This window comes from Thermoleptolyngbya sp. C42_A2020_037 (assembly GCF_015272455.1).
Classification (GTDB): Bacteria; Cyanobacteriota; Cyanobacteriia; order Elainellales; family Elainellaceae; genus Thermoleptolyngbya.
Genome location: NZ_JACYLP010000006.1, coordinates 87,805 through 101,897, shown reverse-complemented (window position 1 = coordinate 101,897; position 14,093 = coordinate 87,805). Strand labels below are relative to the sequence as shown.

Sequence of the window (14,093 nt, the reverse complement as noted above, 5' to 3'; positions counted from 1 at the left end):
ATTTGAACTTGTTGAACTTGCACTGAGGGCGATCGCCCTCTTTCAGAGACATTACTGAGAGCAACCTGTTCCATACTCCATCAAAACTTAAAATCTCTGCCTGAGTCAAATTGAATCAAGCAGAGATTTTTTGCAGGATGGCAGGGTTTTAGTTCCCAATCTCAGGATTGTTACCTTCTACATCATGCCCATACCGCCCATGCCGCCCATACCGCCCATGCCGCCCATACCGCCCATGCCGCCCATGTCGCCGCCAGGAGCGGGAGCCGCAGGTTCAGGCTTTTCAACCACCAGTGCTTCCGTCGTCAGCACCATCGCCGCCACCGAGGCCGCGTCCTGCAAGCCAGAGCGCACGACCTTGGCTGGGTCAAGAATCCCCGCCGCGATCAGATCTTCGTAGGTATCGGTGAGCGCGTTGTAGCCCTTGCCAAACTCCATCGCCCGCACTCGTTCCACCACGACTGAACCCTCTACGCCAGCATTGTCGGCAATCTGGCGCAACGGGGCTTCCAGCGCTTTCATAATGATGTTGGCTCCGATTTGCTCCTCTGCCGAGAGCGTGTTTTTGAGGTCAGCCAGCTTTTTGCTCAGGTGCAGCAGCGTGGAACCGCCACCGGGCACAATGCCTTCTGCCAGCGCGGCTTTCGTCGCGTTCAGCGCGTCTTCAATCCGCAGCTTTTTGTCCTTCAGTTCCGTCTCGGTGGCTGCGCCGACCTTAATTACGGCCACACCGCCTGTCAGCTTGGCTAGGCGCTCTTGCAGTTTCTCGGAGTCGTATTCTGAATCCGTTTCGCTTAGCTCCTTGCGGATTTGAGCGATGCGCTTGTCCAGAGCCACCTTATCGGGGGCTTCGGCAACCAGTGTGGTGGTGTCTTTCGTAATGGTGACCTTGCGGGCGTTGCCCAGCATTTCCAGCGTGGCGGTGTCCAGGCTGAGGCCAATTTCCTCCGCAATCATCTGGCCGCCCGTCAGCACGGCGATGTCTTGCAGCACGGCTTTGCGGCGATCGCCAAAGCTCGGAGCCTTCACCGCAACCACGTTCAGCACGCCTCGCAGACGGTTGACCACCAGCGTTGCCAGAGCTTCGCCTTCGATGTCTTCAGCGATAATCAGCAGCGGCTGTCCGGCCCGGGCAATCTTTTCCAGAACGGGCACCAGTTCACCAATCGAGCCGATTTTCTGCGTGGTGATTAGAATCGCAACATTCTCCATCTCGCAAATCATCCGCTCCGCATCGGTGACAAAGTAGGGCGAGATGTAGCCGCGATCGAACTGCATCCCTTCCACAACTTCCAGTTCTGTGGTCAGAGACTTGGATTCCTCCACGGTGATCACGCCATCGCGGCCGACTTTCTCAACGGCTTCGGCAATAATTGCGCCAACCTCTTCATCACTACCTGCGGAAACCGTGGCCACCTGGGCGATCGCATTTCCTTCGATAGGCTTGGCGACGGCTTCGATCTCATCCACCAGCTTGGCCACGGCTTTTTCAATGCCGCGACGCAGACTGATGGGGTTCGTCCCCGCTGCCACATTCTTCAGCCCCTCGTGGATGATGGCCTGGGCCAGCACCGTTGCAGTAGTCGTGCCATCACCCGCCAAATCTTTTGTTTTGGAGGCAACTTCCCGAATCAACTGCGCCCCCGTGTTCTCTAGCGGATCTTCTAGCTCGATCTCTTTGGCAATCGTGATGCCGTCGTTGACAATCTGCGGCGCACCAAACTTTTTCTCTAGCAGCACGTTGCGTCCCTTCGGCCCGAGCGTCACGCGCACCGCATTGGCGATCGCATTCACGCCGCGCTCTAGCGCCTGCCGAGACTCTTCCTCAAACACAATGATCTTAGACATACCTTTGTTTTCGTTAAGCGCTCCTTCCAGAATTTAGCACTCTAATGGAGGAGATTGCTAAATCTCAGCGGCGATCGCCCCTTGCAATCCTTCTCTGGCCAGACGGTAACCGACAACCCGCTTTGCTATGCTAGGTAGCTTGCCGTTTGCATTCATGCACCTTCGGATTGATTGGGAGGAGATTGCCTGTGAACCGTCGCGCCATCCGCCCTACTGCCCTCACCCCCAGACTGCTGACCCTAGTGCTGGTGGCGCTGATGCTGGGGCTTTTCTTCCGCGTCATCAACATTGACAAAAAGGTGTATTGGCACGACGAAGTGTATACCTCAATGGAAATGACCGCCCAGCGGCGCTCGGAGGTCGTCGAGCAGCTCTTCACCGGGCGCATTGTGACTCGCGATGAGCTGCAAGCTTTTCAGCGGTTTCGCCCAGAGCGCGGCTTGGGGCAACTATTAACTTCCCTGGGACAAGAAGATCCACAGCATCCGCCCTTGTATTACATCCTTGGGCGGTTTTGGGTGCAGTTATTTGGCGATTCGGTGGTAGCGCTGCGGAGCCTGGCGGTTGTCTTTGGGCTGCTGATGCTGGTCTGCGCCTACTGGCTATGCATCGAGCTATTTCAGGCTCCGGCGATTGCCCTGATGACGGTCGGACTGCTGGCCATCTCGCCCTACCATGTCCTCTACGCCCAAGAATCGCGGGAATACAGCCTGTGGGCGGCGCTAATCCTGACCTCCAGTGCGCTGCTGCTGCGGGCGCTGCGGCTGGGTATCTGGCCCCACTGGGCGCTCTATGCACTGAGCCTCACAGCAGGACTCTACACGTTTTTGTTCACAGGTTTGGTGGGCATTGCCCACGGCGTATACGTGCTGCTGAATGGCGGCATCTCGCGCAAGTGGGAAAAATGGCGCATTACCCGCGCTGGCACCGCATACCTGGGATGGTCGTGTGTGGCGATCGCCGCCTTTGCGCCCTGGCTGTATTTCCTAGTGAAATATCGTGACGTTTTAAGCAACACCACGGGATGGGCAAGAGAGTCGCTACCGCTGTGGGTGATGGTGAAAGCATCGGTGCTCAACTTCAGCCGCATTTTCATGGACTTTGACTGGAACCCGGACACCTTTTCGCTCTGGTGGCTCAGTATTCCGCTGCTGGTTTTGGAAATATTTGCGCTGATATTTATCCAGCGAAATGCGCCGCGCCATGTTTGGATCTTTGTGTGGACACTGGCTCTGATTCCTGTGTTGATTTTGGCGCTGCCGGATCTGATTTTGGGTGGACAGCGCTCGATTGTCGGACGATATCTTGTGCCCAGTTTTCTGGGGCTGCACCTCGCAGTGGGCTATCTTCTAACGATGAAAATTGAGTCTTTTGGGGCAAAAAATCGCAAATTCTGGCAGGCGATCGCCCTCTCCCTGTTCTTCCTAGGCTTCCTGTCCAATTTCATTAGCTCCCAGGCAGAAACCTGGTGGAACAAGGGGATTAGCTACCACATTCCGGCGATCGCCCAAACGCTGAACGAGGCGAATCAACCCATCGTGATTAGTGATGACTTTGGGATCAATATCGGCAATCTGATCGCCCTCAGCTATCGCACAAACGATGCCGTCCAGTTCTACCTGTTAAACCATGAAGCCGAAGCAAACGTACCGCCAGAGCAGTTTCCTGATGGCTCCGATGTCTTCGTGTTCCATATGCCAGAAGCTGAGCGAAATCAGATCCAACAATCTCTCGGAAAGCATTTAAGTGAAGTGGGTTGGTATCTTTGGAAAGTCGAGCAGTGAAAGTCTTTAAAAAGACTAGAATTCTGAGATCAAGTCCGAAAGATTGATGGATTATCTATTAGCAAAGAAACCGATTTTTGAAATTTATTTTTGCTGTCAAATCCGTTTCAGCCCTTTAGTTTGGTATTCGCAGATCTGGGTGAACCCGATTAACCCAGCAGTGCGATTGCACTAGGCGATCGCACTATTAGAAAATGAGGCTAGAAAGTGGATGTTTGGACGTTGAGGGTGCTCACGTCCGGCTTAAACCTGACTCAGTTCGTGGCCAAAAGAACCTGCGGGGTTTGCAATTTATAAGTTTTTCCTATTGGGTGCATCAGTAAATTGTTTTACATTTATTTGCAAAACAGTGAGCAAATACTTTTTTTGATGCTATCGCTCGTAAATAAATATCTCAGCTTGTTTATCAATTTGTATCACTTGCAGCGTGAAGCCTCCATTTGACAAGCGTTTTCTGGTAAAACGACAGATGTAACACTTTTTAAGCGGTTACGGTTTAGCGCTCTCCTGGCCCACTGCGGCAGCCTAATACTGCTGTCTACTGTTCTGCGTTGTCCAGAGTTTCGGAGCCTACCCTGTTCCGCCCATAGCCAAAGCTGATTGCAAAACCTGTTTGAGAGGAGCCGACCTGCATGTTCACTCACGTCAAGCCCACGGTCAGACACATTGTTCCCGACAATCTCAACGGGCGTGCGCTGATCAAGGTGGTCTATGTCGTGCTAGAGCCGCAATATCAAAGCGCCCTGTCTGCGGCGGTGCGTTCGATTAATGAGAGCAATCCCGACGTGGCAATCGAGATTAGCGGCTACTTGCTAGAAGAGTTACGTAGCACTGAGAACTACGAAGCCCTGCAAAAAGACGTTTCAGAAGCGAATATCTTTATCGGCTCGCTAATTTTCATTGAGGAGTTAGCAGAAAAGGTCGTGGCTGCGGTGCAGCCCGTGCGCGATCGCCTCGATGCCGCCATCGTCTTCCCCTCCATGCCCCAGGTGATGCGCCTGAACAAGCTGGGCAGCTTCTCCATGTCGCAACTGGGGCAGTCCAAAAGCGTCATCGGCGAATTCATGAAAAAGCGCCGCCAGAAGCAGGGCGCGGGCTTTGAAGACGCAATGCTGAAGTTGCTAAACACCCTGCCCAAGGTGCTGAAGTATCTGCCGATGGACAAGGCGCAGGATGCCCGGAACTTTATGCTCAGCTTTCAGTACTGGCTGGGCGGCTCGTCCGAAAACCTGGAAAACTTCCTGCTGATGCTAATCGACCGCTATTGCGACGTGCAGGCGCTGAAATCTGCGACGCTGCAATATCGCGATCCGGTCACCTATCCCGATATGGGCATCTGGCATCCGCTGGCACCCCAAATGTTTGAGGATTTGAAAGAATACCTCAACTGGCATGGCTCTCGACGAGACATTGGCGCAGATATGAAAGATCCCCTCGCGCCGACGGTGGGGCTGGTGCTGCAACGGACGCACCTAGTGACAGGCGATGACGCGCACTATGTGGCAATGGTGCAAGAGTTGGAAAGCATGGGCGCACGGGTGATTTCCGTGTTCGCAGGCGGACTGGATTTCTCGAAGCCGGTCGATAGCTACTTCTACGACCCGCTGACGAAGCAGCCGATGGTGGACGTGGTGGTATCGCTGACGGGCTTTGCGCTGGTGGGCGGCCCGGCGCGGCAGGATCATCCCAAGGCAATCGACTCGCTGAAGCGGCTGAATCGTCCCTATATGGTGGCGCTGCCGCTGGTGTTCCAAACGACCGAAGAATGGCAGGATAGCGACTTGGGTCTGCACCCGATTCAGGTGGCGCTGCAAATTGCGATTCCTGAACTGGACGGCGCGATCGAGCCGATTATTGTATCGGGTCGCGACGGCGCAACGGGTAAGGCGATCGCCCTGCAAGACCGGGTAGAGGCGATCGCCCAGCGAGCCATGAAGTGGGCAAATCTCCGCCGCAAGCCCCGTCTGCAAAAGCGGGTCGCCATCACCGTCTTCAGTTTCCCGCCGGATAAGGGCAACGTGGGTACGGCTGCTTATCTGGATGTATTCGGCTCCATTTACGAAGTGATGAAGGCGCTGAAGACCAATGGCTACGAGGTCGAAGACCTGCCAGAGTCGGCCGAAGCGCTGATGCAGGCGGTGATTCACGATGCCCAGGCGCAGTATGCCAGCCCCGAACTGAACATTGCCTACCGCATGTCGGTTCAGGAATACGAGCAGCTCACGCCCTATTCCACCCGCCTAGAAGCAAGCTGGGGGCCGCCGCCCGGCCACCTAAACACCGACGGGCAAAACCTGCTAGTGTTTGGCAAGTCTTTCGGCAATGTGTTTATCGGTGTGCAGCCCACCTTTGGCTATGAGGGCGACCCCATGCGGCTGCTGTTCTCCCGTTCTGCCAGCCCGCACCACGGCTTCGCTGCCTACTACACCTACCTGGAAAAAATCTGGAAAGCCGATGCGGTGCTGCACTTTGGCACCCACGGGTCGCTGGAATTCATGCCTGGTAAGCAAATGGGCATGTCCAACGAGTGCTATCCCGATAGCCTGATTGGCACGATTCCCAACCTCTATTACTACGCGGCGAATAATCCGTCGGAGGCAACAATCGCCAAGCGTCGCGGCTATGCCGAAACCATCAGCTACCTGACTCCGCCAGCGGAAAATGCGGGGCTGTATAAGGGACTGAAGGAACTCAGCGAACTGATCGCGTCTTACCAAACCTTAAAGGATTCGGGACGCGGCGCATCCATCGTCAACGCAGTGGTGGAAAAGTGCCGCCAGGTCAATTTAGATAAGGACATCGTGTTGCCAGATGGCGACGCGGGCGACCTGTCGGCAGAAGACCGCGACACGCTGATTGGCAAGGTCTACATCAAGCTGATGGAGATTGAGTCGCGCCTGTTGCCCTGCGGTCTGCACGTCATCGGCAAACCGCCGACCGCAGAAGAGGCGATCGCCACGCTGGTCAACATCGCAGGACTCGATCGCCCCGAAGACGGTATCAAGAGTCTCCAGCGGATTATCGCCGAAAGCATTGGCCGCGACATGGATGAGGTATACAAAGGGGGCGATCGCGGCGTTTTGACCGACGTGCAGTTGCTCTACGACATCACCCAAGCGGTTCGCAAAGCCGTCGCTGCAATGGTGCAAGAGCAGATCGACGCGGACGGGCGCGTGTCTCTCGTCACCAAGCTCAACTTCTTCAACCTGGGTAAGAAAGAACCCTGGATCGAAGCGCTGGCAGAGGCGGGCTATCCCAAGGTCAACGCTGAAGATATCAAGCCGCTGTTTGAATATCTGGAATTCTGCCTGAAGCAGATTGTGGCAGATAACGAACTGGGCGCACTGCTGCAAGCGCTGGAGGGCGAGTACGTCCTGCCTGGCCCCGGCGGCGACCCGATTCGCAACCCCGATGTGCTGCCTACCGGTAAAAACATCCACGCCCTCGATCCGCAGTCGATTCCCACCCTGGCAGCGGTGCAGTCGGCCCAGATTGTGGTCGATCGCCTGCTGGCTCGCCAAAAAGCGGAAACAGGCACTTACCCCGAAACGATCGCCTTCGTCCTCTGGGGCACAGACAACATCAAGACCTACGGCGAATCCCTGGCGCAAGTCATGCTGCTGGTGGGCGTGCGTCCGGTTCCCGATGCGCTGGGCCGGGTCAACAAGCTAGAGCTAATCCCGCTTGAAGAACTGGGTCGCCCCCGCATCGATGTGGTGGTGAACTGCTCTGGCGTGTTCCGCGATTTGTTCATTAACCAGATGAATCTGCTGGATCGCGCCATCAAAATGGCGGCCGAAGCGGATGAACCGATCGAGATGAACTACGTTCGCAAACATGCGATTGAGCAGGCGAAGGAGTTGGGTGTAGACGTGCGTCAGGCGGCAACTCGCGTGTTCTCCAATGCATCCGGTTCCTATTCCTCCAACGTGAATCTGGCGGTGGAAAATAGCACCTGGGAAAGCGAGGCCGAGCTTCAGGATATGTACCTGTCGCGCAAGGGCTTCTCGTTCAATTCCGACAATCCGGGTGTAATGGACGATTCGCGCCAGATTTTTGAAACCGCGCTGAAGACGGTAGATGTGACGTTCCAAAATCTAGATTCCTCGGAAATCTCGCTGACGGACGTGTCCCACTACTTCGACTCGGACCCGACGAAGGTGGTGTCTCGCCTGCGGAAAGACGGCAAACAGCCCACCGCCTACATTGCCGACACGACCACGGCCAATGCTCAGGTGCGAACCCTGTCGGAAACCGTCCGGCTGGATGCCCGCACCAAGCTGCTAAATCCTAAATGGTATGAGGGAATGCTGTCCCACGGCTATGAGGGCGTGCGGGAACTGTCGAAGCGACTGGTGAACACGATGGGCTGGTCGGCAACGGCGGGCGCAGTGGATAACTGGGTCTACGAAGACGTGAACACCACGTTTATCGAAGACGAGGAAATGCAGAAGCGCCTGCTAAACCTGAACCCCAACTCCTTCCGCAAGATCGTCGGCACGCTGCTGGAGGTCAACGGTCGCGGCTATTGGGAAACCAGCGAAGAAAACCTAGAGCGCCTGCGCCAGCTTTATCAGGAAGTAGAAGACCGGATTGAAGGGATTGAGTAGTCCGTTCTCCGGCGCTTCGCTTGCGGCGTGACATGGATACGGCGTGACATAGATACGGCGTGACATAAAAATCCCCTGCCTTTTGGAGCCGTGCCAGAAGCAGGGGATTTTGCTTGAAAGGAGCGATCGCCCCGCCTATACCAGCCAGCCTAAAGCAGGTAGACCAAGCGCGATCGCCCTTATTGTTGATTAACGCGATCTCCTAACGACGGCGACCGGGTCGGCGGCCACCCTCATCATTGCTGCCACCCCGCGGACGCGAGTTGCCAGGATCACATCCTTCTGGCCCATTGCCAATGCCCTGATTGCAATTACTGCGGTGGCCGCGACGATCATCATCATCATCGTCCCAGTCATAACCCCAATCATCGTCATCCCAGTCATCATCGTCTTCGCAGGCAGCACTACAGTAGCTATAGTTGCCATCGGAGCCAATCAGCACAATGGAGCCGCTCGACGTACCGATGCGCTCGTATTCGCGGATCAGTTGGGTCACTTCGTAAACCGTTGTGGTGCTGACATCAACAACCCTAAAGCTGCTGCCTGGAAAAGAGATGAGAGCAGGAGCCAGCGCCGAGCGGAATACGGAAATTGTGCGGCTGACCAGGGAGAAATTGCCCGTTTGGAACGAGCTAGTGTAGGTGCAGGTCACAGGCGGGTTGGGCAGCCCGCGCACTGCAAACAAGCGCGTGTCGATTCCCTGAGTGCTGGGCAAGAAGGTAACGCGGCTTTCCTCGTAGCGGCTGCTGCTGATGCGCGTAAAGTAGTCATACACCGTTGCGCCCTGGTCGATAGACCCGTTGCGATCGCTGTCTAGCCCATAGACCGTCCGCACAATCCGCACGTCTGACCGCTGGCTTGGCAGCACCAGGCTGACGGCTGTAAAGTCTGACAACAGTTCAAACTCGCTGTAGCCAATGAACTGGTTTTGCGGCGTGTAGAGGCGCACCACGACGCGATCGCCCCGTCGCAGCCCGCGCACAAACTGCGCCCGCTGGTTCATGCGATAGCGGAAATCCCCTAGCAGCCGCTCCTCCCGGTAGCCCCGTCGCGTTCTCGACTTCACCGACAGCCGCGCAATCACCTCTGGATACGTGACCTGAGATTGCAAAATCGCCAAACTAAAGTTGCCATGCTCATGACGACGACCATGACCCGGTGTAGGACGGGGGCGCGGACCTCTAGCTTCCCGTGGGTCTGGGCGGCGGCTCGGCGGCGTGGGGCGGGGGCGGCCCGGGCCGCGGTCGTTAACGGTTTCGGTAATCACCGTCTCGCGGACAATCACGACCTGACCATTTTCCACCTGTGTAACGGTCGTTTGGGGCAGTGAGGCGTAGGTCTGGGTCGATTCCCAGGAAACTTGCTGGTTGCGACGACCCTGCACGTCGTAGCTGACTCGCGCAATGGAGCGGAATTCCAGCGTGTTCAGGTTGACCGATCGCCCAATCTGAGTCTGCAAATCGCTCCAGCGGATAAATTCTGGCGGCAGCGTGAGCCGACCGCTGGGGCTGGAAATCAGTCGTGCGCCTCGCGTGGTGTAGACCTGCTGCCAGCGGCCGTTGACTCGCGCAAAGATTTGATACACCACATTGGCATAGGTGGTCACGGGCTTGTCCAGCACGTCTAGCTGCAAGACAATTCCTGCCAGATCCTGGCGACTATCTAGCACGCGAGCAACGGTTAGTGCCGCATCCCATCCCTGCTGGCGCTGGCTCACGCGCACTGGCGCATCGGAACGGGTTTGGGCGTGCAGCAAGGGGGCGTGCCCGCTTACCATCAGCGTGGCCGACAGTAGGGCGATCGCCAGCCTGCGGGCAGATCCGCGAGTTAGCGCCAGCGCAGGTAGCGAGAGATGAGGCTTGACTGGTTTCGTCATTGTGAAATTCCTTGAGAATTAAGTAAGGTGAACGAACGAAATCGGCCCGGCGATCGCCATCTTGCAATCGATAAACCGACTGGCAAGACAATGGGCGATCGCGAGCATTAGCAGACTCCCTGTTGAGCGGGGCCATGCTCGACCAACCTATTAGCTCCAGGCTGGGAGGCAACCAAACACGCTGCTAAAATCCTCAACGGCTGAAATAGCGGATGCACCAGCAGGCAGCACCCCCGACCAGCACAGAGTCAGGTTTCCCAAAAGTCGCTGGAACCGCTCATGTCTGCCGTCACCGGGTGCATACGGCTGTCGCCGCTATTTGTTTGCCATGACCACAAACTTTTTTCAAATGTTCCTGACGGATATATGAAGACTGCGTAAACCTCTAGGGGCAAATCTCAAACTTCGGCAAAGCAGCGCTTTTGGGGCTATCGTTTTCTGAGAGTTTTTTCGGAAATCTGCCCATACTAGGGATGGGGTGTAACTAGGCTCGTCCTCATACAACGCCCTATACAGAATGCTTGAGAGCGAGTGTCGCCGTGTTGCCGCCAGTTGTTGATGAAGGGAATTTCTTTCCGTTCAAGTTTTGGTTTAGGGACAGCATTCAAGACGGGATGTACTATCGCAGCGAGTTGTACTACCGTCTGCAAACGGTCGATGCTCAGCAGCGATCGCGCCTTTATCATTTTGCCTGCCGTCTTGCCCAGCGCGAGGCGGTGGTTGTGACGGCAAGCCAGCGGTCGTGCAGCCTGTGGATCAATCTCCGCAGCAGCCTGGCCCGCGATGATCGGGCGATCGCCCAACTGCTCGATGAATTGGCAGAAGCCTTGGTGCGCCCCAACTACATACCACCCTCGTTTAATGGGCGATCGCCCTTCGAGCTAGAGTAAGCAATCCCAACTCTGGGGATACCCCGGCTGACTGACAGGACTCGAATCGCTCACCGCTCCAAAGCTGCAAAGAAGCAAAGCTGCAAAGAAGCAGGCTATGCCCCAACCCCGTCCCCTAGAGCAGGAGAGGTCTCGCAGAAAGCTTTCTCTTAGCAAAATATCAGCCCTGCTTCAGCCATTCATGCCAAAATACAAAAAGATTGAGAATTGTTAAGCTTGCTGAGTTTTCTTAGCCCTCTCAACTCTCTTGGCCCTCTCAACGTAAGTCTTCTCAACGTAAGTCTTCTCAACGTAAATCTATGGCGTTCCTGCATGTGCCTCCCGCATGGCGGCTTTCCGAAAATGCTGTGACCTCCGAAGCGGTATTTCTAAACCGGAGACGGTTTCTAAAAACGATGATTGGCGGCGGCATCGCAATGGCAACCCTGCCGCTGACGGGTTGCCAAACCACCCAGGCCCCCATTGCGGAGGAACTGACCGGTACGAAGGCCCTGAGGGCGATCGCCAATCCCACCTTTCAAGACGCTGGCCGCCCCCTCACAGGCGAAGTGCTGGCCGCCACCTACAACAACTTCTACGAATTCGGCAGTTCCAAAAATATCTGGCAAGCCGCCCAGTCCCTGCCTACCGATAACTGGACGTTAGAGGTCACTGGACTCGTCAACAACCCCAAAACTTACGACCAAGACGACCTGCTCACCCGCTTTCCCCTGGAAGAACGAATCTACCGATTCCGCTGCGTCGAAGCCTGGGCGATGGTCGTGCCGTGGCTTGGTTTTCCCATGAACGCCCTGCTGCAAGACGTAGACCCCAAATCTTCAGCAAAATTTGTCCGCTTTACGTCCTATTTCGACCCTGCTGTGACCAAAGGCCCCAGCTTTCCGCCTGCCCGCTTCCTGCCCTTTCCCTACACCGAAGGGCTGCGGATCGAGGAAATGGCCAACGACCTCGCCTTCTTTGCCGTCGGCATCTACAGACACACGCTGCCCAAGCAGCACGGCGCACCCATCCGCATGGTCATCCCGTGGAAATATGGCTTCAAGGGTGCAAAATCCCTCGTCAAAATCGAGTTTTTAGACACGCAGCCCGCGACTTACTGGAACACCCTCAGCCCCAATGAATACAAGTTTGAGGCAAATGTGGAACCGGACGTGCCCCATCCGCGCTGGTCGCAGGCCAAGGAGCGACTCATCGGCCCTGGCAATCAGTATTCTTGGGAAGAGGTGCCGACGCTGCCCTACAACGGCTACGGCGAGTTTGTAGCCGGTCTCTACGCTTAGCCCAGTGGCAAAAACGCTGGCAAGTTCTAGGATTCTGGCTTCCGCTCGCTGGGCTAGACTGCGCTGGCAGACCGGAGCGATCGCAGTTCGGTCTCTAAGCTGGCAATCCGGGCTTCAAGCTGCTGGTTGGTTTCCAACAATTTCTGCGACTGGCTGCTGAGGAACGGATCGCTCTCCCACCAGTTGATGCCAATTTCCTTTGCCTTATCCACCGAAGAAATCAGCAGACGAATGCGAATGCTGAGCAGTTCCGTAGAACCCACGGAAACCGAAATGTCGCCTGCAATCACGATGCCTTTGTCCAGCACGCGCTCTAGCACGTCTGCCAGCGTCGAGCCTTGGGTAACGGTGGGAACGGGGCGGGTTGGTTGAGCAGTTGAGTAGGGCATAGTTGGGGGTTGGAAGGGAAAGGGGCAAGCGTTGCGGAGGGTCAGGTTCAAATCGAAAGTTCCCCTTAATTCAAGGAGGAAATTCAGGGGGATGTAACTGATGTCAGTCTTGTGTCAGTCCTGCCCCAATCTCTGAGCTAAGCGCGTTCTCCCTCGCAGACGCGATAGGTATTTGCCCGGCCAGCGCCGCCTCGATTGGTGACCAACCCCTTGTCGCGCAGGGCGTTGAGGGCGTTGATAGTCTGAAAACGGGTGATGCCGAGGGCCGTTTCAATTTCCGAGGGGCGCACGTCGGGATGGCGCTGGAGATACTCGAAGATGTCGCGCTCGTAGGGAACCGCAGGAGACTCAGGCTCTTCTTCGGATTCGTCTGCCGCAGCGTCGGGGGAGGAGAGGGGCAGGGTGTTGAGCGGCAGCCGGACTTGGGGTTCGGGCTGGGGGGCGATCGCCGCTTGCAGGTCTGGCTGGGGGTCTGGCTCAACCTCAGTGACGCGCAGATCGACAGAGGAGCGGGCGGCATCTGTATTTAGCCGAATCATCTCGTTGAAGGTGTCCCAGAGGATTTGGGTGGCTTCGGAGAGCGATCGCCCTGCGCGAGACAGCAGCACATCTTGGCAAATGTCGCGAAACTCCGCATTTTCCGGCGTAGCAATAATTTCATGCTCCTGGCAAATCTTCGCCAGGATGAGGCAAGACCGCAGCCCTGATGAGGTTTCTGCACCCGTCTTGGTACGAAACATCCGCACCAATTGCACGATAATGGCAGCGCTCTCTCGATCGATGCCCGTTTTTTGCACCGCGATTTCCTGCTGCGTCAGCTCATCCGGCTCCGGCATGTTGATCGTCACTAGCCGATCCAGCAGCGCGTCCTGCGTCGCGTGAACGCCGCAATACTCCTCCGGGTTTGAGGTAAAAATGGCGCGAAACTGGGGATGCACGCGGATGTATTCCGTGCGGTTGTGGCTGGGCGGCAGCACCAGCAGCTTTTCCTCTAGCGCCGACAGCAGCACGTTGTTCACCTCTGGGCGCGATCGGTTGAACTCGTCATAGACCAGCGTGAATCCTTCCCGGCAGGCCAGCGTCAGGCGGGCATCCACCCAGTTCTGCCGGAGTTCGTCTTCTACCTTCACCACGCTATGAATGAAGTTGTCCACGACTTTTTTGCGGGTATAGCCCGCCTGATTGCCGATCAGGTCAGAGGTTTTGAACTCATCATCGCCAAACAGCAGCATGATCGGCCGCGCAATCATGTCCGCCAGGTGCAGCGCTAGGGTCGTCTTGCCCGTGCCCGCCGGGCCACGCAGGTGGACAGGAAAGCCCGATTGCAAATAGCGCAGGGCGCGAGTGGCAACCCGTTCGACAGCGGGCGTACTGACAAATCGGCGGGGGCTGGCGCGAAGAACGGTAGTCACGGGT

8 protein-coding genes are annotated in these 14,093 nt (G+C 56.4%); 4 read left to right on the top strand and 4 right to left on the bottom strand.

Going from position 1 to position 14,093, the window contains the following annotated elements:
• Positions 1-177: 177 nt before the first annotated feature.
• Entirely contained in the window at positions 178-1,848 is a 1,671-nt protein-coding gene (groL, locus tag IGS16_RS01705) for a chaperonin GroEL (protein WP_297082788.1), read from the bottom strand.
• 188 nt (positions 1,849-2,036) lie between these two features.
• Between groL and IGS16_RS01700 the strand changes: the two genes are divergently transcribed.
• Both IGS16_RS01700 and IGS16_RS01695 read left to right on the top strand, forming a co-directional pair.
• The gene (locus IGS16_RS01700; protein WP_297082786.1) at positions 2,037-3,632 is read left to right on the top strand and encodes a glycosyltransferase family 39 protein; all 1,596 of its coding nucleotides are present in this window, start codon (positions 2,037-2,039) and stop codon (positions 3,630-3,632) included.
• 632 nt (positions 3,633-4,264) lie between these two features.
• Positions 4,265-8,242 (top strand): magnesium chelatase subunit H, encoded by a 3,978-nt coding sequence (locus IGS16_RS01695; RefSeq protein ID WP_297082784.1) that lies wholly within the window; start codon positions 4,265-4,267, stop codon positions 8,240-8,242.
• Positions 8,243-8,444: 202 nt separating this feature from the next.
• Here IGS16_RS01695 and IGS16_RS01690 read toward each other — a convergent pair whose 3' ends face one another.
• Complete coding sequence (locus tag IGS16_RS01690) at positions 8,445-10,118, bottom strand: hypothetical protein (RefSeq protein WP_297082781.1); 1,674 nt, start codon at positions 10,116-10,118, stop codon at positions 8,445-8,447.
• 539 nt (positions 10,119-10,657) lie between these two features.
• Between IGS16_RS01690 and IGS16_RS01685 the strand changes: the two genes are divergently transcribed.
• Together IGS16_RS01685 and msrP are read left to right on the top strand one after the other, a co-directional pair.
• Positions 10,658-11,008, top strand: coding sequence for a hypothetical protein (locus IGS16_RS01685; protein ID WP_297082779.1), 351 nt, complete (start codon positions 10,658-10,660; stop codon positions 11,006-11,008).
• Positions 11,009-11,307: 299 nt separating this feature from the next.
• On the top strand, positions 11,308-12,288 hold the full coding sequence (gene msrP, locus IGS16_RS01680; protein ID WP_297082777.1) for a protein-methionine-sulfoxide reductase catalytic subunit MsrP: 981 nt from the start codon (positions 11,308-11,310) through the stop codon (positions 12,286-12,288).
• 53 nt (positions 12,289-12,341) lie between these two features.
• On the opposite strand, the gene IGS16_RS01675 is transcribed toward msrP, so the two are convergent.
• Together IGS16_RS01675 and gvpN are read right to left on the bottom strand one after the other, a co-directional pair.
• Positions 12,342-12,677 carry a gas vesicle protein gene (locus IGS16_RS01675; protein WP_297082775.1) on the bottom strand — a complete coding sequence of 112 codons (336 nt, stop codon included), beginning with the start codon at positions 12,675-12,677 and terminating at the stop codon, positions 12,342-12,344.
• Between the two features lie 137 nt (positions 12,678-12,814).
• The gene (gene gvpN, locus IGS16_RS01670) at positions 12,815-14,089 is read right to left on the bottom strand and encodes a gas vesicle protein GvpN (RefSeq protein WP_297082773.1); all 1,275 of its coding nucleotides are present in this window, start codon (positions 14,087-14,089) and stop codon (positions 12,815-12,817) included.
• Positions 14,090-14,093: the final 4 nt, after the last annotated feature.

What these genes read in the sequence shown, in the direction of transcription:
- groL (WP_297082788.1), bottom strand. Translation starts at nt 1,848, where the DNA reads ATGTCTAAGATCATTGTGTTTGAGGAAGAGTCTCGGCAGGCGCTAGAG.
- IGS16_RS01695 (WP_297082784.1), top strand. Translation starts at nt 4,265, where the DNA reads ATGTTCACTCACGTCAAGCCCACGGTCAGACACATTGTTCCCGACAAT.
- IGS16_RS01690 (WP_297082781.1), bottom strand. Translation starts at nt 10,118, where the DNA reads ATGACGAAACCAGTCAAGCCTCATCTCTCGCTACCTGCGCTGGCGCTA.
- msrP (WP_297082777.1), top strand. Translation starts at nt 11,308, where the DNA reads ATGGCGTTCCTGCATGTGCCTCCCGCATGGCGGCTTTCCGAAAATGCT.
- IGS16_RS01675 (WP_297082775.1), bottom strand. Translation starts at nt 12,677, where the DNA reads ATGCCCTACTCAACTGCTCAACCAACCCGCCCCGTTCCCACCGTTACC.